This is a genomic window from Nocardia sp. NPDC055321 (genome assembly GCF_053645575.1).
This window is the reverse complement of the sequence record NZ_JBSHMS010000008.1, coordinates 164,964-189,334: the sequence shown is the minus strand read 5'-3', so window position 1 is coordinate 189,334 and position 24,371 is coordinate 164,964. Positions and strand designations below refer to the sequence as shown.

Genomic DNA, 24,371 nt, shown 5'->3' with positions numbered 1-24,371 from the left:
GCGCCCGGTCCCGCCTCGGTCGCTATGCCCCGGTCACCACTTGAGTACGGGCAGCGGCGACAGCGGATTCGTGCGGAGTCGTTTGCCGCCGAGTTGGAGCAGGCGGCGGTGGAAGCCCGCGTCCGGCAGATCGCGGGACAGCTCCTTATAGGCCGATCGCCGGACCCCGAAGCGGCCGAGGAGGCCGAGTTCGACGTCGATGGCGTCGGCGCGGCGGAAGATCTCGACGGGATCGGCCGGCGCACCGGCCGATCGAACCTTGTGGTGCTGGTCGATCATCCGGAAGACGAGATCGATCAGGTCCGGTCGGCCGATGCCGGTGAGCCAGGCGGTGGCGAGTTCTTCCGACGGGGCGAGGTAGTCGAACGTCCCCGCGGACCAGATACCGATGTCGTGGAAGGCCCCCGCGGTCAGGAATTCCTCGCGGTCGGTGGCCACGAAGCCGTGTTCGGCGGCCAGGCGATCACACAGGGTCAGCACCCGTAGGCAGTGATTCGTGTAGCCCGGACGATCCGCGCCGAGGTGCTCGGACCAGGGGTCAAGGCGGCGGTCGACTTCCCGGCGGATCCCAGCTGTGTCCATACCGGGCCACACTAATCGCCCCGGCTACCTCCCACAGCCCGAGCGGCGGTGGAATCGCGGCGGATTCGGGCGCGACGAGCGGGGGCTGCCACACCGCCCTGCGGCCCACGACTCGCCGGCCGAGCCGATACCATCGACGCGCGTCCGGGCGACCGGACGGGGCGGGGATCGCGGGAAGGGGCGCACATGCTCGGTACGGGTGAGGTATTCGCCGGATACACCATCGAGCGGCAGTTGGGCCGGGGCGGAATGGGTTCGGTGTATCTGGCCCAGCATCCGCGGCTGCCGCGCAAGACCGCGCTCAAGCTGCTGAATCGGGAGATGTTCGGCGACAGGGAGATTCGGGCTCGCTTCGAGCGCGAGGCGGATCTGGTCTCGCAGCTCGACCACCCGAACATCGTCACCGTGTACGACCGCGGGGTCGAGGACGAACAGCTGTGGATCTCGATGCAGTACGTGGACGGCGTCGATGCCGCGCACCTGGATCCGCACACCCTGGATCCCCGGCGCGCGGTGCAGATCGCCGCGGAAACCGCTGCGGCACTGGACTACGCGGGCGGCGCGGGGGTGCTGCATCGCGATGTGAAACCGGCCAATATCCTGCTCGCCAAATCCGTGAGCGGACAGCAGCGGGTGTACCTCACCGATTTCGGCATCGCGCGACTACGCGAGGACAACTCGCACCTGACCCGCACCGGAACCTTCACCGCCACCCTGGCTTTCGCCTCGCCCGAGCAGTTGACCGCCCAGCCGATGGACAGCCGCTCGGACCAGTATTCGCTGGCGTGCACGCTGTACTTCCTGCTGACCGGGGAGCCGCCCTTCGATTCCCCGCAGCCGGGCAACATCATTCGCGGGCATCTGCAGGAGGATCCGCCGGCGGCGAGCACCCGCCGGCCCGAGCTGCCGCGCGCGATGGACGCCGTCCTGCGCCGCGCGCTCGCCAAACGTCCCGCCGACAGATTCGCCTCCAGCGTGGAATTCACCGATGCCGCGCTGCGCGCCCTGAGCCCGGCTCCGCCCACCACGCGCAATCCCGCACCGGCGCAGTCGAATCCCCAGCGGTCGGCCCCGCGCCAGCCGACTCCCGCGCCGATACCGCAGTACCGGGCCCCACAGCCCGGCCCGTATCAGCCCGCGGGTGTGCCGCAACCCGCCGCGCCCTATCAGCCCGCGCCACGGTATTCACCCGCGCCGCAGTATGTTCCGCCGGTTCCTCATCAGCAGGGGCCGCGCATCGGGCCCGGGTACAACATGTCGCCGATTCCCCACGATCGCGTACCCCGCCGCTCGTCCGCCGGCCTGATCGTCGGACTGTGCCTCGGCCTCGTGGTGCTCATCGCCGTCGCGGTCGGCGCGACCGTGGCCCTGAAGCGCGACGTCAAGGCCGGTGGTCCACAGGATTTCGACGCGATGGCCAAGGCGATCGTCGAGGAATTCCCCTACATGTTCGCCGACGTCGAGCTCACGCCGTCCGGCAATTACAGGGGAACGGGCCACGACAACGCGACCTGCGACACCACCAAGGGTTCGGCCTCGACGCAGAAGCCGCAGGACAACGAACCCGATATGGGTAAGTGGCTGACCCAGTGGACCTGCTACGGGACCGGGCTGCCGATCTATCAGATCTACGGCTACACCGACCCCGAGGACGCCCGCTCGGTGGTCGCCGCCCTGTCCACCCTTCCCGCTCAACAGGATGTCAACGCCGGGCACACCTACACCAACTACGAGTTCCACGCTGCGGGTCCGCCCCAGCGCGACGGCCTGATCACCCATTTCTCCGGCAACGACGATCGCGGCCGGTATCTGATGTTCACCTCGAACATGTACGAACTCCACACCATCGAGGAAATGCGCACCTGGTGGAGGGGTGCGCCGCTGACCTGATCGCGCCGGGCCTGATCGCGCGGCATCGGCTCGAGCCGGGCAGAGTCACCGGCCCGAGGCCCATCATGGACGCACGCACGGCCACCGGCTACCGGCGCGAACCGGCCCCGGCCGAGGGCACCGCCGTATCCAGCGCGGTGCCCGGCGCGCGATCCCGGCTCAGGACGCCACGGCCGACCCGACCCCCAGCGCCCGCAAGCTCGCCAGCAGGAAGTCGTTCACCGCGTCGGCCCGCTCCAGCTGCACCAGGTGCCCGGCGCGTGGAACCTCCACCACCGCACGCAGATCAGTGAGGCTCGCGCGCAACGTCGCCAGCGGATCACGCCCGCTGAAGCCCTCCATGTCCGGATCGTTCTCGCCGTACAGGAAGAACGCGGGCACCTCCACCTTGGCATCGGCGTAGGCGGCGGTCAGCTCCCAGTTGCGGTCCAGGTTGCGGTACCAGTTGAGCCCGCCGGTGAAGCCGGTGCGTTCGAAATCCGCCACCAGGGTGTCGAATTCGGCCTGCGAGAGCCACGGCCAGGGCAGCGGCGGCGCCTCGGGCAGCACGTCGAGGTAACCCAGTCCGGGCGGGTTCTTCCAGGTGTCGAGGTAGTGGTACTCGCCGCTGAGCGAGTAGTACACCCGCGCGAGGAATCCGCGCGGATCCGCGGCGAGTTCGGCGTCGGCAACGCCGGGTTCCTGGAAGTACGACAGGTGCAGGAAGTGCTTCTCGGCCGCGCGGGTCCAGAACGCCGACGGCGGGCGCGGCGGGCGGGGGCTGAACGGATTGTTCAGGACCACGACCCCGGCCACGCGCTCGGGAGCGCGCAGGGACAGCTCCCAGACCAGCTGGGCGCCGAAGTCCAAACCGACGAACACCGCCTTGTCCGCGCCGATATCGTCCAGCAGCGCCAGCAGATCGCCGATCACGGCCTCGTTCGTGTACGCCGCCGGGTCGGCGGGAGCGTCGGTCCGGCCGTAACCGCGCAGGTCGGGTGCGATGGCCCGGTAGCCCGCGGCGGCCAGCGCGTCCAGCTGGTTGTGCCACATGTACCAGGTGTGCGGGAAGCCGTGACAGAAGACGACCGGAAACCCTTCCCCCTGCTCGGCGACGTGCATCCGGATGTCGCCGGTATCCACCGTCCGATGCGTCAGCTCCACTGCTGCCTCCAATTTCTAGAACACGTTCCTATTTCAAGGTAGTGTCCAGAGGTCGTGAGCGAAATACCCAAGATTCTCGCCGGTCGGGTCGCCGTGGTGACCGGAGCCAGCCGTGGCATCGGCAAGGGCATCGCCCTGGAGCTGGGCGCGGCCGGCGCCACCGTCTATGTCACCGGCCGCACGACCACGCCCGGACACCTGCCGGGCACCGTGGGCGGCACCGCCGCCGAGATCGACGAACTCGGCGGGACCGGTGTTCCCGTGGTCTGCGATCACAAGGACGACGCCGCGGTCGAGAAACTCTTCGCGCAGATCCGCGACGAGCACGGCCGGCTCGACGTCCTGGTCAACAACGTCTACAACGCGCCCGGCTCGGCGCGCTGGATCGGCCGCAAGTTCTGGGAGGTGCCGCCCAAGGCGTGGGACGAGGGCTTCGACATCGGCGTGCGATCGCACTATGTGGCAAGCGTTTTCGCCGCACCGCTGCTGATCGAGTCGGGCGGCCTCATCGTGAACGTCTCCTCCCCCGGCGCACAGCGCCAGATGCACAACGCCGTCTACGGCGTGGGCAAGGCCGCGGTCGACCGCCTGACCGCCGATTTCGCCCACGATCTGGCCGATACCGCGGTCACCGCCGTGTCCATCTGGCCCGGCATCGTCAATACCGAACTGCTGCAGATGGTTCCGGCCGATGCCGAGGGCCGCCGCATCGTCACCCTGCCCGGCGAGGGGGCCTTCGACCTGGACACCGCCGAGACCCCGCGCTTCCCGGGCCGCGCCGTGGTGGCCCTGGCGGCGGATCCGAATCGTAAGGCGCGCACCGGCAAAGCCTGGAAGGTCGCCGACCTGGCCGAGGCGTACGGCTTCACCGACATCGACGGCCGGGTCCCCCGCGCCGACTGAACCGCCCCACATCCGTTCCAGCACAGAGGAGTACAGCAAGTTATGCGACGCGTTTTCGTCGTCGGCGTGAACATGACGCCGTTCGTCAAGATCGGTTCCCGCGAGTGGACCTACCCGCAGATGGTCGCCGAGGCCGTCAACGGAGCGCTCGGCGACGCCGGTGTGACCTACGACCAGGTGCAGCGCGCCGCCGTCGGGTACGTCTTCCAGCCGTCGGCGGCCGGGCAGCGCGCCCTGTACGACGTCGGCCTGACCGGCATTCCGGTGGTCAACGTGAACAACAACTGCGCCACCGGCTCCACCGCGCTCATGCTCGCGCGCGAATGGGTCGGCAGCGGCATCGTGGACGTGGCCCTGGCCGTCGGCTTCGAGCAGATGACCAAGGAGTCCATGGCGGGCCCGGCCACCCGGCCCAAGGCCACCACCGTGGATCACCACCTGGCCGTCATGCGCGAGCACTACGAGTTCAGCCAGGCCCCGATCACCACGCAGTTCTTCGGCAACGCCGCCATCGAGCACATGAAGCAGTACGGCACCACGCCCGAGCAGCTCGCGGCCGTCGCGGTCAAGAACCACGAGCACTCCACGCGAAACCCGCTGGCGCAGTTCCAGGACGCGTACACCCTCGAGCAGGTCCTCGGCGACAAGCCCGTGCACGGCCCGCTCACCCGCTCGCAGTGCTCGCCCATGTCCGACGGCGCGGCCGCCGCGGTCGTGGTCAGCGAGGAGTACGTCAAGGCGCACGGGCTCGAGGATCAGGCCATCGAGATCCTGGCCCAGGAACTGGCCACCGACGACGGCACCTCGTTCTCCACCGGCTCGATGATCGACGTGGTCGGCGCGCCCATGACCCGCGCGGCCGCCTCGAAGGTGTTCGCCGCCTCCGGCGTCGGCATCGGCGAGGTCGACGTCATCGAACTGCACGACTGCTTCACCATCAACGAACTCATCACCTACGAGGCGCTGGGCCTGTGCGGTGAGGGCGAATCCGGTGCGTTCGCCGAATCCGGCGCTACCACCTACGGCGGTTCGGTCGTGGTAAACCCCTCGGGCGGACTCATCTCCAAGGGCCACCCGCTCGGCGCCACCGGCCTGGCCCAGGCCACCGAATTGTCCTGGCAGCTGCGCGGACTCGCCGGCGACCGGCAGGTCGCGGGCGCGCGCACGGCCCTCGCGCACAACCTGGGCCTCGGCGGAGCGGTGGTCGTCACCCTCTACCGCGGCTACAACGCCTGATCAGAACCCATCGCTCGGAGCGGAGACAGCAATGACCACCATCGATCCCGACACCCGGCTGCGGATGCCCGTGCACAACGGGCACGCGCTCGTGTCCGGACTGCGCCGCCACAAGAACCGGCCGGTGCTGACCCTGGGTGACACCGTGCTCACCGGCGGCGAGGTCCTGCAGGCCATCAGCCGCTACATCGACGCCTTCGCCGAACACGGCGTGGTGTCCGGGACCCCGATCGGCGTGCTCGCGCTGAACCGCCCCGAGGTGCTGTTCACCATCGGCGCGGGCCAGATCGCGGGCCACCGGCGCACGGCCCTGCACCCCATCGGCGGCCTCGACGATCACGCGTACGTGCTCGCCGACGCCGGCATCACCACGCTCATCCTGGATCCGCTGCCCGCGTTCGTGCAGCGCGCCCGCGAACTGGTGGACCGGGTTCCCGGCCTGAATCGCATCCTGGTGCTCGGCCCGGTACCGGACGAGCTGGCCGATGTGGGCATAGATCTGCTCGCCACGGCGGAGAAGTTCGAACCGCGTCCGGTGCAGGCCGTCGAATTGCGGCCCGACGACGTCATTTCCATCGCCTACACCGGCGGCACCACCGGAAAGCCCAAGGGCGTCATCGGTACCTCGCAGGCCATGGCGACCATGACGCAGATCCAGCTCTCGGAATGGGAGTGGCCCAAGCACCCCAAATTCCTGATCTGCACGCCGCTTTCGCACGCGGGCGCGGCGTTCTTCCTGCCGGTGGTGCTGCTCGGCGGGCAGTGCATCGTGCTGCCGCGTTTCGAGCCGGGCGAGGTGCTGCGGGCCATCGAGGAGCACAAGATCAGCTCCACGATGCTGGTGCCGTCCATGCTGTACGCGCTGCTGGACCACCCGGATTCGCACACGCGGGACCTGTCCTCGCTCGAGACCGTGTACTACGGCGCTGCGGCCATCGACCCGAATCGGTTGCAGGAGGCCATCGATCGCTTCGGGCCGATCTTCGCCCAGTACTTCGGACAGTCCGAGGCGCCGATGGCGATCAGCTACCTGGGCAAGGACGAGCACGACAAGGCGCGCCTGGCCTCGTGCGGGCGGCCGTCCACCGCGATCCGAGTGGCGTTGCTGGACAAGGACGACAACGTCGTCGAGCCCGGTGAGGTCGGCGAGATCTGCGTGTCCGGGCCGCTGCTCGCGGGCGGGTACCTGAACCTGCCCGAGGTCACCGCGGAGACCTTCCACAACGGCTGGCTGCGCACCGGCGATCTGGCGCGCCAGGACGAGGACGACTTCCTGTTCATCGTCGGCCGCAGCAAGGACATGGTCGTCACCGGCGGGTTCAACGTCTTCCCCCGCGAGGTGGAGGACGTGGTGTCCGAGCATCCCAAGGTGCGCAACGTGGCCGTGGTGGGCGTGCCGGACTCGTACTACGGCGAGGCCGTGACCGCGGTGGTCGTGCTCGATCCCGAGACCGCGGGCGATGCCGCGGCGGTGGAGACGGTGATCGCCGAGGTGCAGGCCGCGGTCAAGCAGCGCAAGGGATCCGTGCAGGTGCCCAAGCATGTGCTGCTGGTCGACGAGCTGCCGCTGACCGGGCTCGGCAAGCCCGACAAGAAGGTCATCCGGGTGCTGGCGGCCGAGCGGCTCGGCCTGGCGTGATCAAACGGTAGTGCTCGGGCCGAGTCGCCGAAAGGCGCTCGGCCCGAGTCGTTCTACGCCTGGTCCGCGCTGGGCGGGGTGATCCGCAGGGCGCGGACCTGCCGCACGCCCCGGCGCACGCTCACCGCGCCGGCCTCCACGATGGCCCGGGTCACGAAGTGCCCCAGCGCCGTTGCCGCGAACACCGCGGTGATGAGAATCGGCGCCCACTCCCAGGTGAGCGCCAGCACCATCCGTTCGAGGGTGCCGACCGGCTCGACCACCGGCTCCCAGCTGTTGAGCCGGACCCAGCGGCCGAGGAAAACACCGACGGCGCACAGCAGATGCACGGTGAGCGTCGCCGGCGTGCGCCACGAACCCAGCCCCCGCTGCTCCAGGAAGCGGCCCAGTTCGGCCAGCACCAGGTAGTAGGCCACGAAGCCCGAGGCGATGAACGCCACGTACACCGGCAGCACCGTCGACACCACCGGGCCGTCCCCGACCGAGCGCACGGTGTCGCGCAGGTGCACCAGGTCCGTCACCACGTAGGGCGCGTTCGGCAGGAACAACAGCAGCAACACCGCGCCGGCCCACCACAGCGGCGAACTCGGCAGCCGCCGCTCCGCCCGGCCCGGCAGGCGGAACACCAGAAACGCCAGACCGACTGGAATCCAAGCCAATACGGTATTCCAGCTCATCCACCACAGATCACGGCGCAATACCCCCACGAGGCTCGGCGCGACCGCATCAACCAAGTCCATGGATCCATCATGCACGGCGTTCACGTTCGCGCCCGGGCATTTTCCGCAACGCCGCAGTGCGAACGCCGTCCCGCAGGTACTGCCCAACACAAGTAGCCCGGGTGTCGCGACTGCGACACCCGGGCTACCCAACCGAGCTATGAGGTCAGGAGAACTTGATTTCCAGGCCGATGCCGAGGATCGAGATCAACCAGATGACACCGACGAACACCGTGATCCGGTCGAGGTTCTTCTCGACAACGGTGGAACCCGACAGGCTCGACTGCACACCGCCACCGAACAGGCTGGAAAGACCTCCACCCTTGGCGCGATGCAACAGCACCAGCAACACCAGCAGGACGCTGGTGATGATCAGGAGGATATCCAGGAACATGCGCATGCTGGGCATCCTATCCCGCCGTCAACGACGTGATCACATACCCCCTGGTCCGGGCGGGGCGTGTTCATCCGCGCCCGCCGGCCACCCCGCGTCCCCGGGGCGGTCGGGCATTCGCACCGGGCCGGCCACCGCGGTTCGCACTCGCGTTCGAGTGCCGACGGTGATCGGCGACGCGGCGCCGAAGCGTTCCAGCGATTGTCCGGCAATGCCGTTCCGCAGGTGAAACGGGCATTTTTCGGTTGGTCGAATTTCTGGGCCCATCAACTGAAATACGGGCATACCATAGATTTCGTCATTCGTACTGGATTCGAGACGCCACGGCGCGTCACGGCGAAAGGTACCGAAATGCGATTCCAGCGTTCTGCTTCGATTCTGGTCGGCGCGACCCTCGCCATTCCCGTCCTGACGGGGCTGACGGGCACCGCGAGCGCCGATTGGGTGGTCGGCGGATGTTACGGCGGCCAGCTCACCACGACCAACGTTCCCGGCGGCGGGAGCGTCGGCATGGACACCAACGTCACCGGCGGCCTCACCGACTGCGGCAGCCCGCAGCTGCCCGGGGTCAACGGCGGCATGCTCAACATCCGCTACCCGTACAACATCGTCACCGGCAGCAACTCCGGCACCGGCGCGGGCGGCAACCCGGCGAACGGGACCATCGCCTGGTCCGACGGCTCGGTCAGCGTGGTCTCGGGCAACTGGGTCACCTCACCGGTCGGTCAGAACGCCATCAGCGTGCTGGGCATCCAGAGTGGGCCCGGCGCCGGCCAGCAGATAGTCTTCGGCACCCGCCAGATCGCCAACGCCGGCTCGGTGGGCGGCGGCAGCGGCGGTGCGGGTTCGGTCGACGTGATCGACGCCCTGTTCCACTGACGCGAGCGAAACCTCCTGCCCCGCAACGCGATGCGGGGCGGGGTCGAGCCGAGCCCGTGCCGCGGGCCTACCGCTTCTCCACGTTCGGCACGATGGCCTCCGGCTTGAAGTTGACGATGTAGTGGTCGGACGAGACGTTGGCCGACTCGAGCTGCTCGACCACGTAGGTCACGTTGTCGCTGAGCCCGAGATAGTGCTTCTTGTAGTCGTCCGGCCCGACCTTGCAGGTCACCGTGATCTTGCGGTCCCCCGGGTCGATCGAGCAGAAACCCTCGATCAACAGCATGTACTTGTCGGTGATGCCGTTGTAGAAGACGATGCGCCGGTTGATCTCGAAGTTGTCGGACTTCTTCGAGATGTTCTCCGATGCGACGTCGGCGTCGGACGAGCAGCCGGCCAATACCGCCGTGGCGAGCACCGCCGCCCCGAGCGCGAGCACAGCGCTCTGCCCGAACGCCTTCCCCCGTGAAATCCTCATGACTGCCCCTCTCCCCCGATACGAGCCCGGTCGCGTTCGCGCGTATCCGCGAAAGCTCGTGTAGTACAACCGGGCACACCCCATTGACCCGCCGCGTCGCGGAAACAGCAACCGATTTCGCGCCGGGGGAACACGAGATCGCCCGACGCGCACAACCCGCGCGCGGCGCGTCCGCGCAGCTGGGAGCACTCGCACGACCCGGTGCCGCGCTCGGCCGGAAGCCGGTGCAGGGCAGCGGATCGTATCGGGATCGTTACTCCCGCGCCGACCCGCGCGCTGCCAGCGGGCAGCGCTACGAGGGCGGCCGACGCCGCAGGCGTCGCCGTCGCCCGCACCGCCCGAGCACTCGCCACGAGTGAGCGCGCGACCGCCAGCCGGGTGCCGCCGTTCGCCTGGCCGCTACTGGCCGCGACGGCGCAGGTGTGGTGTTTGTAGCGGGCCTGGTCCTGAGGGAATCGGCTGTGCCACAGCGGGCTTCGGATCGGACGTGGCATACGTGGTCGTACCGCCCTGGCAGGATGCCGATCCATGATCGAGAATGATCCTGGCGTCCTGATGCGAACCCATCTTCCCGCGGAATTTCATGCCGACGTAGGCCTATCGGTTCGCGAGGCGATGCACCTGCGGCACGCGAGCGTCGATGACGAGGTCATCGGGTACTTCGGCGGACTGCCCGAACTTCCCGACGAGATGGACTGGCCCGGCGCGAGTCACGGCCACTACGAGCACGTCGCGACCATCGACCTGGCGAAGGTGCCGTCGCTGGACCTGAATCTGCCGACCGCGGGCCGGTTCGTGGTCTTCGGCGACACCGATGGCTGGGAGGGTGCCTTCCACTACTTCCCCGAGGGCACGACACTGCGCGAACGGGCGCTGCCGGCCGATCTGGCAGCACACGACCGCGTCTTCGTTCGCACCGACATGTCCTGCGTGCGGGTTCCCACGATCCCTACGACGGAGTTCCTCACCGGCAATCTCGTCGACGACGACCACTACGACGACGAGGAGCTGTACGAACGCTTCGAGTCGTTCGTCGACGCGGGCCCCAGATGGCGTCATCAGCTCGGCGGCTGGGCGAACGAGATCCAGGGCGACAACGACGGCGGCCTGCTACCCGGAACCCCGGTGGCCCAGCGCTTTTCACCCGGCGGCTCACCCGCGGGTCAGGTTCTGATCGCCCAGTTCGGCACCGACCACGCCCTGCGGATGGGCTGGGGCGACTTCGGCAAGCTCTACTGCTTCATTCCCGTCGCGGACCTGCTGGCCCGGGACTTCACCCGGGTCCGAACCTACTGGGAATGCCACTGAGCAGCGGTGGGGCGGAGGCGGCGAAACCTTCTGTTCGGCAGGCGCTCTCGGGCGAATGCGATGAACGGGGCGGGGGCGAATGGCTACGATGAGCGGCAGTCGCGTTCGGATCGGGGGGCCATGTACGGTCAGCGCCCGGGTATGCCGCCCGAACCTTGGCGGTTCGAGGGGCAGGGGGAGGAATTCGAGCGGCGGCCTATCGCGGACATCGTGGTGTCGTGGGTGCTCGGGATCGGGGTGCTGGGGGTCGGGCTGTGTTGTGCGCTGTGGTTTCTGACCACCTACTTTCTCGGGGAGGTGGGGGCGGCGTGCGGGGACGCGGCCGAGGAGTGTGGCGCGGGGGAACTCCGTGGCATCGGGTGGCTGGGTCCGCTCGCCTGGTGTGGCTTCTGGATTCCCCTGCTCGCGCTGGTGACGACCGCGGTCGTGGACTACGTCAGTGACGCGCTCGAGGTGCGCGGGCACCCGGGGGCCCGGCGGGTGCCGCTGTTCATCTGGCCGCTGGCGGCGTTGCTGGCGCAGCTGTGGTTACTGCGGCCGCTGCTCGACTGAGCGGGACCGGATCGACGCCTCGGGGGATGGCGTGTGGGGTGACTCACGTGCGTGCCGGGCTTTCCGGATTTCCGCCCCGGCAAGATCGGCACCGAGTACGTTGTCCGCCAGTCACCAAGGAGGACCGATGTCTCGCAGGATCGTCAGTGCCGTCGCCGCCGGGGCGGCCTTGCTCGCGGGGTGCGGCACACCCGACGACCCCGGTCCCGTACCCGCGAGCTCGACGGACGGCCCGGCCGTGACGTTCGCCGGCCCGACCTCACCGCGCGGCGCCGCCGTCAAAGCCGTCGGCCAGGAGGCCGGCATCGGCAAGCCCGGAGCCGAACCCGTCCTCGCGTGGACCGTGACCGGCATCGAGGTCGGGGCGCCGTGCACCGAGGCCGGAGCGGTGCCGCCGGAGAACGGGCAGTTCGTCGTCGTCTCGATCGACGCGCGCACCTCGGGCGAATTCGACCAGGCGAAGATCGGCGGACCCGGCTTCTTCAATCCGGGCAACGACTGGCAGTTGATCGACGCCGCGGGCGTCACCCACCCGCGCCCGGCCTCGGACGCGGTCTACCGCTGCACCGCCGCGGACTGGCCCGTCGACCTCGCGCCGGCGTCGAAGTATCAGTTCAAACTGACATTCGACGCGCAAACCCCGACGGGCACACTGCTTTTCGCCCCCGCGGCGTGGCCGGGCTGGGAATGGACCTTCTGAGCGCCGGTGGGGTGATCGACGGGACTCACACGGGCGGCCCGACCGCGATCAGGTGGGTGATCTTGTCCTCACCGACCGTGTACTGCGCCACCACCTGTTCGTTGCGCTGATCCTGCACCGTCAGGCGGAGCTGGTGCTGGTGCATGTGCTCGGCCCAGGAGCGGACCACGAACGCCTCCACGTACCGATCCGACTCCCCTACATCGCGATACAGGCGCCACTCGCGCGCGCCGGTCCGCTGGCGGGAGCGGCCGACCCGAGTCATGGCGGCCACGAACTCGGGAACCACCTCCTCGGGCACGGTATAGCTGCGCATCACCAGCACCGGGCCGTCGGCGGGGTCGGGTTCGGTGTCCAGGACGGGTTCGGGCCAGATCACCTTCGGCGTCAGATCGAACCCGGTGGCGTCCTGGCTGATCGGCCACCACAGCGTGCTCAGCGCGCACACCGCCAGCAGAGCAGTCGCGATCCCGAGCGCGGTGACCACGCCCAGCGCGTTGGCCACCGCACCCCACAGCAGCGACCCCAGCGCCTGCCCGCCCATGAAGGTCAGCGAGTACACCGCCATCCCGCGCGCCCGCACCCACGCCGGAAGCATCAGCAGCATGGTGGAATTCAGCGTCGACAGCGCCAGCGGCCAGCCCACGCCCGCCACCACCAGCGCGGGCAGCACCAGCGGCACCCGATCGGCCAGCGTGACCACCAGCGTCGCGGCCTCGAACAGCACCGCCGCCAGGGTGACCATGCGGGTCGCGCTCAATCGGCTGCGCAGCGCGGCGAACCCGAGCCCGCCCGACACCGCGCCCACCCCCAGCGCCCCGAGCAACAGCCCGTACCCCGAGGACTCGAGCCCGAGCCGATTGTGCGCGACCACCGGCAGCAGCGCCCAGATCGCGCTGGCCGGGACGATGAACAGGATGGCGCGCAACAGCACTCGCCGAATCGCCGGTCCCGACCGCACGAACCGCATGCCGGCCCGCAGCGCCGCCAGCGGCCGCTCGCTCGGCAGCGTCGCCGCCCGCTCCGGACGCCGCCACAACACCAGCACGACCACGATGCCGATGAAGGACACCGCGTTGAAGCCGAACACGAAGGTCGGCCCGGCCAGCGAGATCAGCACGCCCGCGATGGCCGGTCCCACCGCGCGAGCGCCGTTGACGCTCAACCCGTTCAGCGCGGCCGCGGCCGGAATCTGTTCGCGCGGTACCAGTTCCGGCTGAATCGACTGCCAGGTCGGCATGGTCAGCGCCTGCCCGCAGCCGAGCAGGAACAGCAGGCCCAGCAGCACTCCAGGAGTGGTCAACCCCAACCCGGTGCACGCGGCCAGCGTCAGCGCGGTCACCGCCATCGCCGACTGCGCCCCGATCAGCAGCCGCCGCCGATCCACCAGGTCCGCAAGCACCCCGGCCGGAATGACCAGCAGCACCACCGGCAGCGTCGTCGCGGTCTGCACCAGCGACACCAGCATCGCCGCGTTCGGCTCGTCGACCAGCAGCCACTGCGCGCCGACGGTCTGCATCCAGGTGCCGAGGTTGGACACCAGCTGCGCGATCCACAGTGCCCGGTACACCTTCGACGCCAAAGGCGCCCAGGCGGAGGGAGGGGAAGCCGTCGCTAGCGCAGTCACCGGGGTAAGCCTAGGCCCGCGCCGGCGGCACACTGCCGATAGACCCGGCCCAACCTCGCAAATCAGGCTGATCGCAATGCGCTGACCGTCGCCCCGGCCGCGCCCACATCTCCGGCGTGTTGTCGACGAGCGGACCGGGCGGCCGGCAGCCGGATCCGCGAACACCGCCGGGATCGGTACCGCCAACCGACGGGGACGAGCGGCGAGCCCACTGGAAAAGGGCGAAAACACCCGCACCGGGTGCGCATTCATCGCGCGCCGGGCGGCCGTGCCGGCATCACGACTCCTGCGGAATCCCCCGCGCCGCGTACACCGCGAGCATGTCCTCGACCAACGCCAGCACCGACACATCCAGGTCGGGCCGCGGGTAGACGCACCGCACGACGGACTCACCCGAGAACAGATGCAGCATCGCGAAGAACAGCGATTCGCGCAGTTCCTCGGGGAACGCGTCCAGCACGTGACTCTCGTTGAGCGCGGCCACGATATCGGCGTAGTACCGCTCCGCGATGGGCGCGATGCGGTCGCGCAGTTCGGTGTCCGAGCGGGCCGCCAGGTAGATCTCGCGCAGCGCGTGACTCAGATGCGAACCCTGGGCCTGGCGCAGGAAGCGCAGCGCCGCGGCCAGCGCGTTGTCCTGCGCGTCGAGGTGCGCCATGACGGCGCGGAAGCCGTCGAGCTGGCGCCCGAAGGCTTCCTCGGCGGTCTTCACGATCAGGTCGAGGCGAGTGTCGAACTGCCGGAACATGGCCCCGGCGGAGAGTCCGGCGCGCCCGCAGATCTCCTGCACGGTCGCTCGCTGGTAGCCGACCTCGCCGATGGCCGCGATGGTGGCGTCGACCAGTTTGCTCACCGTGGCCGTTCGGCGCTCGTGCTGGGTGCGGCGCGGACGCGAAACTTCACTCACGCCGCACATCCTGCCGTGCCGGTCCCGCCGGGCGAAGCGGCGGCCCCGGGTGACCGTTGACACATTCCGAGCGGACCCCTATCGTCTGGGACACTTACTTAGAAAATACTCACTTCCTATTTTAGGCAGTGCAGGGTCGCCGCGGTGCGCGGGGTGGAGGAGTTCGAGATGACAGCGGGTAGACGCATGGGGACCGCCCTGGCCGTGGCCGCGGGGGTGACGCTGGCCCTGTGCCCGGTGGTGACCGATACCGCCGGGGCACAACCGGTTTCGGTGGAGCCGGCCCTGCCGTTCCCGATTCCGCCCGCACCGCCGTACCTGGATCCGGGCTTCTACTCCCCGGACCCGGCGCGGGTCGCGGCGGCGCAACCCGGGGAGATCCTGGCCGCCCGGCGGGTGAATCTCGCCAATTTCTGGCTCATCCCGCTCAACGTCAACGCCTGGCAACTCTCGTTCCGCAGCACGAACACCCGGGGCGAGCCGATCGCGGCGGTCTCGACTGTGATCGTCCCGCATCGCCCGTCCCCGACCGAACAGCGCGCGCTGCTCTCGTTCCAGATGGCCGAGGATTCGCTGTCGCAGAACTGCGCGCCCTCCTACAGCCTGCAGATGGGCTCGCTGCCCAATCCCCTGAATCCGGTGATCGGCGCGGAGTTCATCGAGGTGCAGGCCATGCTGCAGCGCGGGCACGCGGTCGTGGTCCCCGATCACCAGGGCCCGAACGCCGCCTACGCGGTCGGACCGCTGGGCGGCCGCATCACCCTGGACGGCATCCGCGCCGCGGAGAACTTCGAGCCCGCCGGTCTGCCGGGCGCGGACACCCGGGTCGCGCTGTGGGGCTACTCCGGCGGCGCGATCCCCACCGCGCACGCCGCCGAACTCCAGCCCGAGTACGCGCCGGAACTGAACCTCGTCGGCTCGGCGACCGGCGGTCTCATGGCCGACATCCGCATGGCCATCGACTACAACAACGGCACCTCGACCTTCGGCGGCGCGGTGCTCGGCGGACTGCTCGGGGTGGCGCGCGAATACCCGCAGGTGAACCAGTTCATCGACCGGTACATGAACCCGTTCGGCAAGGGCCTGCGACTGGTGCACGAGAACCAGTGCGTGGCATTGCAATTCGCGGGCTTCCCGTTCGTGAACATCAAGGGACTGTTCGACTACCCCGGCGACCCGATGCGCGCGCCGGAGATGCAGCCGGTGCTGGACGAACTGAGCCTGGGCCATCGCGGCACCCCGCGCACACCCGTCTACATCTATCAGGCGCCGCTGGACGAGGCGATGCCGATCAACGCGGTCAACAATCTCTACGACACCTACTGCCGGGACCCCGAGGCCCGTGTCGCCTACACCCGAGATCTGCTCAGCGAGCACGGCATCGCCGCCGTGTCGGGCACCGCGAGCGCGGTGCTGTGGCTGGACCAGCGGCTCAACGGCGTGGAACTGCCCGCCGGGTGTAGTAATCGGGACGTGCTGACCTCGTTCGCCGATCCGGGCGCCATTGCGGCCTTCGTCGACGTCATCGGGCAGACCCTCGCGTCGGCACTCGGTATGCCGGTCTGATCACCGTACGATCGGCTACATGTCAGCAACTCACAGATGGTGTGGCGTGCTGCTCGCCGCGTCCGTGGCCGCGCTCGCCGGGTGTTCGTCCGCCGCCGAGGACGACACACCGCCCGCCGAAACACCCATGGGCAAGGCCTACGTCTCCACCGAGGTCACGGGCACGCCCATTCCCGGCGGCGGCCCGCTGACCCTGACCTTCGCCGACAACCGGGTCACCGCGACCGTGGGCTGCAACACCGCCTCCGGCCCGGTGACCATCGACGGCCACACGCTGACGGTGGGCGAGATGGCCACCACCCTCATGGGCTGCCCCGGCGACATCGCCGGGGCGGACGAGTGGATGGACGGGCTGCTGCGTTCGGGCCCGGACTGGACGCTCGACGGCCCGGATCTCACCCTCACCGGCAACGGCCTGACGGTGAAGCTGCTGGACCGCAAGGTCGCCCAGCCCGACCGGCCGCTCGCCGGGACGACCTGGGTCGTCACCGCGCTGCTGCGACCCGAGGCCGAGGTGCGCTCGGTCGCCCTGGACGAGGCTCGTCCCACCCTGACCATCGCCCCGGACGGCGCGGTCTCGGGCAGCGCGGGTTGCAACCGCATGGTCGGCAAGGCCGCGGTCGCGGGCGACGAGGTGAGCTTCGAGGGCATCGGCACCACCAAGATGATGTGCGACGCGGCGATCATGGAGGTCGAGCAGCAGGTCCTCGAGGCGCTGAACGGAAAAACCACCGCCACCATCGATTCCGACACCCTGACCCTGCGCAACACCGCGAACGGGACCGGGCTGAAGTTCCGCGCGGAGTAGTCCCGCGCCCGCCCGGCGACCGAAAACCGCTGTCGCCGGGTGGGAATCGGCGGGTACCGTCCGCCGCTATGGACACGCATCTTCTGAACGTGGTCGACGTGGAGGCCACCTGCTGGGAAGGACAGAACCCGCCCGGCATGCCGAACGAGATCATCGAGATCGGCCTCTGCGTCCTGGACACGCGCACCCGGGAGCGAGTGGCCAAGCACAGCATCCTGGTGCGGCCCGAACGCTCCACCGTCAGCGAGTTCTGCACCCGGCTGACCACCCTGACCCCGGAACAGGTCGCCACCGGCGTCACCTTCGCCGAGGCGTGCGCGCTGCTGCGCACCGAGTTTCGCGCCGATTCCCGCCCGTGGGCGAGCTGGGGCGACTACGACCGCAAACAGTTCGAGCGCCAGTGCGCGGCCACGGGGGTGCGATATCCCTTCGGCAGCAGGCACACCAACGCGAAGGCGGCGTTCTCCGCCTCCCGCCGCACCCGGCGGCGGTTCGGCATGGCCGAGGCCCTGGGCGCGGCCGGACTGCCCCTGATCGGCACCCATCACCGGGGCGATGACGACGCGTGGAACATCGCGGCCCTCATCGCCGACATGATGGAACAGAGTGGGTGGCCCGCCGACTAGCCGACAGGTCCCGGTTCCCGTGGGGATCGGCGTTCCACATTTACTCTGAGGCCCGGCTTAAGTGACATTTGGGACATACGGGAGGTGGGGAACATCAACGAGCGGGAAGCCGAACTCGATGCGTGGTTCCGAGCCGAAGTAGCGGCGGCCAGAGCCGGTGTCGCACGCCCGCAACAGGACCCGTTCGCCCCGGGCGATCCGCGCACCGGGGCGCAGTACCTGGAGCTGTTCGACGCCCAGGCCACCGCGCGCCACCTCGACCTCGCCGCCCGGCAGCTCACCCGCGACGGGCACGGGTACTACAGCATCGGATCCTCCGGGCACGAGGGCAACGTCGCGGTCGCCGCCGCGCTGCGGGCCACGGATCCGGCTCTGCTGCACTACCGTTCGGCCGCCTTCTTCGTGCACCGCGCCCGCCAGGTCCCCGGACCGGACCCGATCCGGGATGTCCTGCTGGGGGTCACCGCGGCGATCGGCGATCCGATTTCCGGTGGGCGGCACAAGGTTTTCGGCAGCAAGGCCGCCAATGTCATCCCGCAGACCTCCACGATCGCCTCGCATCTCCCGCGCGCGGCCGGGCTGGCCTTCGCCATCGAACACGCCGCGCGACTCGGGGTCCCGTGCGAGTGGCCGGAGGATTCGGTGGTGGTGTGCAGTTTCGGGGACGCCTCGGCCAATCACTCCACCGCCGCCGGGGCCATCAACACCGCCGTGCACACCGCCCACCAGGGTGTGCCCATGCCGGTGTTGTTCGTGTGCGAGGACAACGGACTGGGCATCAGCGTGCCCACCCCGCGCCAGTGGATCGAACACGCCTACGGCTCCCGGCCCGGCCTGCGGTACTTCGAGGCCGACGGCGCGGATCTGCCCGCGGCCCTGGCCGTGGCCGGCGAGGCCGCGGACTGGGTTCGGGCGCAACGCAAACCCGCGTTCCTGCGGCTGCGCACCGTGCGCCTACTCGGGCACGCGGGCTCCGATGTCGAGTCGGCCTATCGCCGCCCGGCCGATATCGCCACCGATCTGCGCGGCGATCCGGTGACCGCGACCGCGCGGCTGCTGATCGGCGCGGGAATCGCCACCGCCGGGGAAATCCTGTGCCGCTACACCGATATCGGGGACCGCGTGGGTGCCGCCGCCGAAAAGGCGCGGGGCGAAAGCAAACTCACCACCGCGGCCGCGGTCATGGCGACCCTGGCCCCGTCCCGTCCCACGGTGGTGCGCACCGATGTACTGCGGACCGGGCCCGAGCCCGAGCGCGCCGGACACCGCCCGGGCGCCGACACCGGCGAGCAGCTGACCCTGGCGCAGGCGGTCAATCACACGCTCGGGCAACTGCTGGCGCGTGATCCGGACGTGCTCGTGTTCGGTGAGGACGTCGGCCGCAAGGGCGGGGTCTACGGGGTCACCAAGGGGCTGCAGCAGAGCTTCGGGGTCCGCCGGGTATTCGATACGCTGCTGGACGAACAGAGTGTGCTCGGCACCGCGCTGGGCGCCGGTCTGGCGGGGTTCGTGCCGATTCCGGAGATCCAGTACCTGGCCTACGTACACAACGCCGAGGATCAGGTCCGGGGCGAAGCGGCGACGCTGTCCTTCTTCTCCGCGGGCAGCTATCGCAATCCACTGGTCGTCCGGATCGCGGGCTACGCCTACCAGAAGGGATTCGGCGGACACTTCCACAACGACAATTCCCTTGCCGCGCTGCGGGATATCCCGGGCGTGGTGATCGCCTCGCCCGCGCGCGGGGACGACGCCGCGGCCATGCTGCGCACGTGCGTGTCGGCGGCGCGGGTGGATGGGCGGGTGTGCGTGTTCCTCGAGCCGATCGCGCTCTATCACACCCGCGATCTGTACCGCGACGGCGACAACGGCTGGCTCGCACCGGTTTCCGGCGTCCGGCACGCCGAGATCGGGCAGGGACGGGTACACGGCAGCGGCACCCACCTCACCATCGTGAGTTTCGCCAACGGGGTGCCGATGAGCCTGCGGGTGGCCCGCAGGCTCGCCGAGCGCGGCATTCACGCGCGGGTGCTGGACCTGCGCTGGCTCGCCCCGCTGCCGATCGAGGATCTGCTGGACTGCGCCCGCGCCACCGGGCGCGTGCTCATCGCCGACGAAACCCGGCGCAGCGGCGGGGTTTCCGAGGCGGTGTGCGCGGCGCTGGTCGACGCCGGTTTCGACGGGCGCGTGGCGCGGGTCACCAGCGAGGACAGTTTCGTCCCGCTCGGGCCCGCGGCCGGGACGGTGCTGCTGGACGAGGAGCGGATCGAGGCGGCGGCGAACGCACTGCTCGCGGCGCGCTGAGCGGGCGCCGGAGGGGTGTGCGACGAGCGGGCGGAGCCTGATGGAGGGTTACACCCCGGCCGCTCGTCGGCGACGCCGGTCCGGTCGGCGCCCCTGTGCCGTTGAGGGGACGACACAAGCTATCTACGTTCTACGTACGTAGATAGTATTACCGGACAATGGGCGCGAATCGCAACTCATCGCGCGGTAAGGATCCGCTCAGGATCGCTACGTACACTCGGGCCGATTCGAGGAGGAACGCAATGGGGCGGGCTCTACGGCAGGGGAAGCATTGACGGTCGCGGCATGTCTACTGCTCTACGGATTCGCCGTCGCGGTGCTCGCGCCGCGGCTGCTGTGCCGGGCCGGACATGGGGGCGCGACCCCGCGCGTGGCGCTGGCGGCCTGGCTGGCCGCGCTGGGGTCGACCGTGCTGGCGTGGGTGGTCGCCCTGTTCATGCTGGTGCTGGATCTGGCCACGCACCGCCTCACCACGGTCCCGCAGCGGTTCCTCGACACCTGCATGGTGCATCTGCACGACGCCGCGCTCGGTGCGTACGGCGCACCGGTGCAGGCGGGCCTGCTGGGGCTGGCCGGGGTCTCGACCCTGGCGGCCGGGGTCCTGGCCGCGCGGGTGAGCAACTCGCTGCTGCGGGCGCGCAGGCTGACCTTCGAGCACGCGCGCATGGCCCGGCTGGCCGGGCGCCATCATCCCGAACTGGACGCGGTGGTGCTGCCGGTGGACGAGCCCGCCGCGTATTGCGTTGCGGGCAAACCACATACGGTGGTGGTGAGCCGGGGCGTCCTGAGTGCCCTGGACGATCGGCACCTGGACGCGGTGCTCAGCCACGAGCGCGCGCACCTGGCCGGGCGGCATCATCTGATCCTCGCGCTGACCCGCGGGCTGTCCACGGCCATGCCGCGGATCTCGCTGTTCGTCCTGGGCGAGCACGAGGTGGCGCGCCTGCTCGAGATGATCGCCGACGACGTCTCGGCGCGAATTCACGGCCGGGGCACGGTCTTACAGGCGCTGCTGACCCTGTCCGGCATCGCCACCGGCCCGGCCGGGGCGCTCGGCGCCGCCGAGGTCGGGCTGGCGAGCCGGGTGGAACGGCTGGCCGCGCCCGCCGCGGCGGCCACCCGGTTCCGGGAACGGCTCGCCCTGGCCGCGGCGGCGGGCACGGCGACGCTCGTGCCGCTGGCCGCGGTGCTGACGGCCATCGTCGGGCTCACCATCTGCGACCCCATCAACTGAGACGCGGCCGGAACCGATACCGCCGCAGCGGTATCGGATGCGCTGCCCGTTCGGTAGCTCGGGCAGCGCGGGCCGGGCACCCCGGGCCCGCTCGAGTCAGCGTCTCCGTTCGCCGGTGAACACCGGGAGCCGGAGCGTGTCGGGATCGGCGACCACCGGGAAGCGATCGGTGATCGGATCGGCCTGCTCGACCGGTACGGCGGGCGTGCGCCGGTCGAGCAGATGCAGCGCGAAAGCCGCGAGGGCCCCGATCACCGCCAGGCCGATCCATACCGCCCACGTCGCCCCCGCGTCCCGGGCCGCGCCGAATACCGCACCGGTGGCGAGGTTTCCGAACAGGATGCCCACCCCCACGACGGTGTTGTAGAAACCGTAGTGGGTGGCGACCAGGCGATTGCCGGACAGGGCCACCACGGTGTCCATCTCGAACGGGAAGACCGCCGCCGTCCCGACCGCCAGCAGCGCGGCGGTGATCAGCAGCGCGGTGATCGCGGCGGCCGCGCCGAACACCGTCGCCGTCGGCGCGATCGCCAGCGGCAGGAACGACAGCGCCAGCACCGTCATACCGGCGACCAGGGCACGGCCCGAACCCCAGCGCGAGCGCAGCAGGCCGGTGATACGGAGCTGTCCGGCCACGGCCACCACCCCGGAGATGACGAACACCGCCGAGGTGACCGTCTGCGCGTTCGCGCCCGCGATGAACTCGGCCTGCAGCGGCAATGCCAGGTACACCTGGAACGACAGCACGTACGAGCCGATCATGGCGAGGGAGAACAGTACGAACGGGCGATTGGCCACCACCGTGCGCCAGTCCGCCAGCACCGACGCACCCGGCGCTTCGGCGCCCCGGCGGGCGGGCAGCGCGAACAGCTGGGCGATCGTCAGCAGCGCGAAGACCGCGGCGGCCGACGTCGCCACCACCCGGAAGTCGACCGACAGCAGCGCGAGCCCGACGAGCGGACCGGCCAGGATCCCGGCCTGATAGAAGACGTTGAACACCGCGAACGCCTCGACCCGCCGCTCCCCCGCCTCGGCCGCGAGGTAGGCCCGCACCGCGGGGTTGAACAGCGCCCCCGCGAATCCCGTTGCCGCCGAGGCGATGAGGAGCGCGGGCAGCGAGGACGCGAAGGCCAGCAGCACGAATCCGCCGGTGCGCAACAGACATCCGGCCACGATGAGCGGCTTGTACCCGAGCCGGTCGGCGAGCGTGCCGCCGACCAGGAACATGCCCTGCTGCGAGAAGTTCCGCACCCCGAGCACCAGTCCGACCGCCCAGGCCGCCAGACCCAATGGCCCCGCGAGGTATCCGGCCAGGTACGGCATCAGCATGTAGAAGCCCAGGTTGATCCCGAACTGATTGACCATGAGCAGCTGTGCCGCGGTGTCGAACCCCCGGAATTTGGTCAGGACGCTCACCGCGGATCACCCACTCGGCGCGCGCTCGAGTCCGCACGGCGCTCGGGCTCGGACCGCGATCCGCTCGCGCCACCGAGGGTAGGTCGCGCGACGTCCGCCGCATTGCTTTGCACAACAGCGGCATTCGAATCCCCCGCGATTGCGCGGGCGTCCTCCACCGCATCTCTCGCCCTTGTCCTAGAGGTTGGGCGCTCCGGCACCGCCTCCCCGTTGACCGCCCCGGCGGCGCCGCCGGCCGCTGCGAGCGGTACGGGGGTGATCGGGGCACCGCCGCGTGAATCCCGTTCGGCCGCACCGGCGCCGGGGTCGACGACCGTCGCGCAGCGGGTCCAGGAGGTCACCTGGCGTTCGCGGGGGTGGGCGATCCGGTCCGGGGTGGTGGGCGGGGGCGCGTCGAGCAGGCCGTGCTCGTGGCAGTAGGCGTCGTTGTAGACGGTGTCGAAGTAGCGGTGCGGGCCGTCGGGGAAGACGGCGGCGACACGGGTGCCGGGGGCGTGGGTGCGGGCAGCCCAGCCCGCGACCAGGGCCACCGCGCCGACGCTCCAGCCGCCGCTGGCGTGGTGGGTGGCGGCCAGGGTCCGGCACGCCCACACCGCTTCGGACGGTGCCACCCAATGGATTTCGGCGAAGGCGGCGTAGTCGACGTTGCCGGGGTAGATGCTCGAGCCGAGACCGCGCATGAGGCGGGGGCCCGCGTCCTGGCCGAAGATCGTGGAGGCGACGGTGTCCACCCCGATCAGGCGCAGCGCCGGGTTGTGGCGGCGCAGCACACGGGCCACGCCGGCCGAATGCCCGCCGGTGCCGACCGCGCACACCAGGACGTCCACGCCGCCGAGCTGTTCGAGGAGCTCGAGCGCCAGGGACTCATAGCCGTCGACGTTGTCGGGATTGCTGTACTGGTCGGGGCACCAGGCCCCGGGTTCGGCGGCGAGCAGTTCGGCGACCCGGTCGCGGCGGGCCTGCTGCCAGCCGCCGGTGGGATGCGGGCTGCTCACGAGCTCGACCTGCGCGCCGTAGGCGGTGAGCATGCGGGCCACCATCGGTTCCAGACCGGGATCGGTCACCACGGTCACCGGGTGGTGGTAGACCAGGCCGGCCAGCGCGAGTCCCAAACCCAGTGTGCCACTGCTCGATTCGACGATGCGTGCACCCGGGGCGAGATCGCCGCGCGCCACGGCGCGGCGCACCATGTGCAGGGCCGGGCGATCCTTCATCCCGCCCGGATTGCAGCCTTCGAGTTTGGCCCAGAATCCCCGACCCGCCGAGGCGAAGGGTTGCCCGACCCACAGCAGCGGGGTGTTGCCGACCAGGGCGCGCGGCGCGCGGGCGGCGTGGGGCGCGGCGAGCACGAAATCCTCGGCCGTGCCACCGAATCGGGCCGACGGGCCGTGCAGAAGCTTGTCCATGAGAGTCGCTTTCGGTATCGGAACCGTCCCCGCGGGGACGGTCGTGACGTGCGCGGG

21 protein-coding genes and 1 pseudogene are annotated in these 24,371 nt (G+C 69.9%); 13 read left to right on the top strand and 9 right to left on the bottom strand.

Annotation, left to right across the window (positions count from 1 at the left end; all coding sequences use genetic code 11):
* Window positions 1-33: 33 nt before the first annotated feature.
* Window positions 34-582 (bottom strand): HD domain-containing protein, encoded by a 549-nt coding sequence (locus ACWIGI_RS15370; protein ID WP_454203012.1) that lies wholly within the window; start codon window positions 580-582, stop codon window positions 34-36.
* A gap of 186 nt (window positions 583-768) precedes the next feature.
* Here ACWIGI_RS15370 and ACWIGI_RS15365 point away from each other — a divergent pair, with 186 nt between their 5' ends.
* Entirely contained in the window at window positions 769-2,472 is a 1,704-nt protein-coding gene (locus tag ACWIGI_RS15365) for a serine/threonine protein kinase (RefSeq protein ID WP_454203011.1), read from the top strand.
* Window positions 2,473-2,631: 159 nt separating this feature from the next.
* Here ACWIGI_RS15365 and ACWIGI_RS15360 read toward each other — a convergent pair whose 3' ends face one another.
* Window positions 2,632-3,615 carry an alpha/beta fold hydrolase gene (locus ACWIGI_RS15360; protein ID WP_454203010.1) on the bottom strand — a complete coding sequence of 328 codons (984 nt, stop codon included), beginning with the start codon at window positions 3,613-3,615 and terminating at the stop codon, window positions 2,632-2,634.
* A 54-nt stretch (window positions 3,616-3,669) separates the two neighbouring features.
* Here ACWIGI_RS15360 and ACWIGI_RS15355 point away from each other — a divergent pair, with 54 nt between their 5' ends.
* Genes ACWIGI_RS15355 through fadD8 form a run of 3 tightly spaced genes read left to right on the top strand, consistent with a single transcriptional unit; the run spans window position 3,670 to window position 7,393 of the window.
* Window positions 3,670-4,518, top strand: a complete 849-nt coding sequence (locus tag ACWIGI_RS15355; protein WP_454203009.1) for an SDR family NAD(P)-dependent oxidoreductase — start codon at window positions 3,670-3,672, stop codon at window positions 4,516-4,518.
* A gap of 42 nt (window positions 4,519-4,560) precedes the next feature.
* On the top strand, window positions 4,561-5,754 hold the full coding sequence (locus tag ACWIGI_RS15350) for a thiolase C-terminal domain-containing protein (RefSeq protein WP_454203008.1): 1,194 nt from the start codon (window positions 4,561-4,563) through the stop codon (window positions 5,752-5,754).
* Window positions 5,755-5,785: 31 nt separating this feature from the next.
* A complete protein-coding gene (fadD8, locus tag ACWIGI_RS15345) occupies window positions 5,786-7,393 on the top strand; it encodes a fatty-acid--CoA ligase FadD8 (protein ID WP_454203007.1) in 1,608 nt (535 codons plus the stop codon).
* Between the two features lie 53 nt (window positions 7,394-7,446).
* Here the strand turns inward: fadD8 and ACWIGI_RS15340 are convergent, their stop codons facing one another.
* Together ACWIGI_RS15340 and secG are read right to left on the bottom strand one after the other, a co-directional pair.
* The gene (locus ACWIGI_RS15340; protein ID WP_454203006.1) at window positions 7,447-8,133 is read right to left on the bottom strand and encodes a DUF1361 domain-containing protein; all 687 of its coding nucleotides are present in this window, start codon (window positions 8,131-8,133) and stop codon (window positions 7,447-7,449) included.
* Between the two features lie 145 nt (window positions 8,134-8,278).
* Window positions 8,279-8,512 carry a preprotein translocase subunit SecG gene (gene secG, locus ACWIGI_RS15335; protein WP_354986422.1) on the bottom strand — a complete coding sequence of 78 codons (234 nt, stop codon included), beginning with the start codon at window positions 8,510-8,512 and terminating at the stop codon, window positions 8,279-8,281.
* Between the two features lie 345 nt (window positions 8,513-8,857).
* Here secG and ACWIGI_RS15330 point away from each other — a divergent pair, with 345 nt between their 5' ends.
* Window positions 8,858-9,385, top strand: coding sequence for a hypothetical protein (locus tag ACWIGI_RS15330; protein ID WP_454203005.1), 528 nt, complete (start codon window positions 8,858-8,860; stop codon window positions 9,383-9,385).
* A gap of 67 nt (window positions 9,386-9,452) precedes the next feature.
* On the opposite strand, the gene ACWIGI_RS15325 is transcribed toward ACWIGI_RS15330, so the two are convergent.
* Window positions 9,453-9,863, bottom strand: a complete 411-nt coding sequence (locus tag ACWIGI_RS15325) for a beta-sandwich lipoprotein (protein ID WP_454203004.1) — start codon at window positions 9,861-9,863, stop codon at window positions 9,453-9,455.
* 528 nt (window positions 9,864-10,391) lie between these two features.
* Between ACWIGI_RS15325 and ACWIGI_RS15320 the strand changes: the two genes are divergently transcribed.
* The 3 genes from ACWIGI_RS15320 (at window position 10,392) to ACWIGI_RS15310 (ending at window position 12,423) form a co-directional block, all read left to right on the top strand.
* The gene (locus tag ACWIGI_RS15320; RefSeq protein ID WP_454203003.1) at window positions 10,392-11,171 is read left to right on the top strand and encodes a DUF1963 domain-containing protein; all 780 of its coding nucleotides are present in this window, start codon (window positions 10,392-10,394) and stop codon (window positions 11,169-11,171) included.
* Between the two features lie 141 nt (window positions 11,172-11,312).
* Complete coding sequence (locus ACWIGI_RS15315) at window positions 11,313-11,723, top strand: hypothetical protein (RefSeq protein WP_454203002.1); 411 nt, start codon at window positions 11,313-11,315, stop codon at window positions 11,721-11,723.
* Between the two features lie 127 nt (window positions 11,724-11,850).
* A complete protein-coding gene (locus ACWIGI_RS15310; protein WP_454203001.1) occupies window positions 11,851-12,423 on the top strand; it encodes a hypothetical protein in 573 nt (190 codons plus the stop codon).
* 25 nt (window positions 12,424-12,448) lie between these two features.
* On the opposite strand, the gene ACWIGI_RS15305 is transcribed toward ACWIGI_RS15310, so the two are convergent.
* Window positions 12,449-14,050: an MFS transporter gene (locus ACWIGI_RS15305; RefSeq protein ID WP_454203000.1), complete on the bottom strand. Its 1,602-nt coding sequence runs from the start codon at window positions 14,048-14,050 to the stop codon at window positions 12,449-12,451.
* 277 nt (window positions 14,051-14,327) lie between these two features.
* Entirely contained in the window at window positions 14,328-14,966 is a 639-nt protein-coding gene (locus ACWIGI_RS15300; protein WP_454203143.1) for a TetR/AcrR family transcriptional regulator, read from the bottom strand.
* A 159-nt stretch (window positions 14,967-15,125) separates the two neighbouring features.
* Here ACWIGI_RS15300 and ACWIGI_RS15295 point away from each other — a divergent pair, with 159 nt between their 5' ends.
* From ACWIGI_RS15295 to ACWIGI_RS15275, 5 genes are all read left to right on the top strand, one after another.
* The gene (locus ACWIGI_RS15295; RefSeq protein ID WP_454202999.1) at window positions 15,126-16,523 is read left to right on the top strand and encodes a lipase family protein; all 1,398 of its coding nucleotides are present in this window, start codon (window positions 15,126-15,128) and stop codon (window positions 16,521-16,523) included.
* Window positions 16,524-16,542: 19 nt separating this feature from the next.
* On the top strand, window positions 16,543-17,331 hold the full coding sequence (locus ACWIGI_RS15290; RefSeq protein WP_454202998.1) for an META domain-containing protein: 789 nt from the start codon (window positions 16,543-16,545) through the stop codon (window positions 17,329-17,331).
* Window positions 17,332-17,399: 68 nt separating this feature from the next.
* Window positions 17,400-17,957, top strand: a complete 558-nt coding sequence (locus tag ACWIGI_RS15285) for an exonuclease domain-containing protein (RefSeq protein ID WP_454202997.1) — start codon at window positions 17,400-17,402, stop codon at window positions 17,955-17,957.
* 84 nt (window positions 17,958-18,041) lie between these two features.
* Window positions 18,042-20,258, top strand: a complete 2,217-nt coding sequence (locus ACWIGI_RS15280; RefSeq protein ID WP_454202996.1) for a thiamine pyrophosphate-dependent enzyme — start codon at window positions 18,042-18,044, stop codon at window positions 20,256-20,258.
* A gap of 271 nt (window positions 20,259-20,529) precedes the next feature.
* Window positions 20,530-21,492 carry a M56 family metallopeptidase gene (locus ACWIGI_RS15275; RefSeq protein WP_454202995.1) on the top strand — a complete coding sequence of 321 codons (963 nt, stop codon included), beginning with the start codon at window positions 20,530-20,532 and terminating at the stop codon, window positions 21,490-21,492.
* 96 nt (window positions 21,493-21,588) lie between these two features.
* On the opposite strand, the gene ACWIGI_RS15270 is transcribed toward ACWIGI_RS15275, so the two are convergent.
* A complete protein-coding gene (locus tag ACWIGI_RS15270; protein ID WP_454202994.1) occupies window positions 21,589-22,908 on the bottom strand; it encodes an MFS transporter in 1,320 nt (439 codons plus the stop codon).
* 302 nt (window positions 22,909-23,210) lie between these two features.
* A pseudogene (locus tag ACWIGI_RS15265) lies at window positions 23,211-24,314 on the bottom strand (PLP-dependent cysteine synthase family protein); the annotation flags it as partial.
* Window positions 24,315-24,371: the final 57 nt, after the last annotated feature.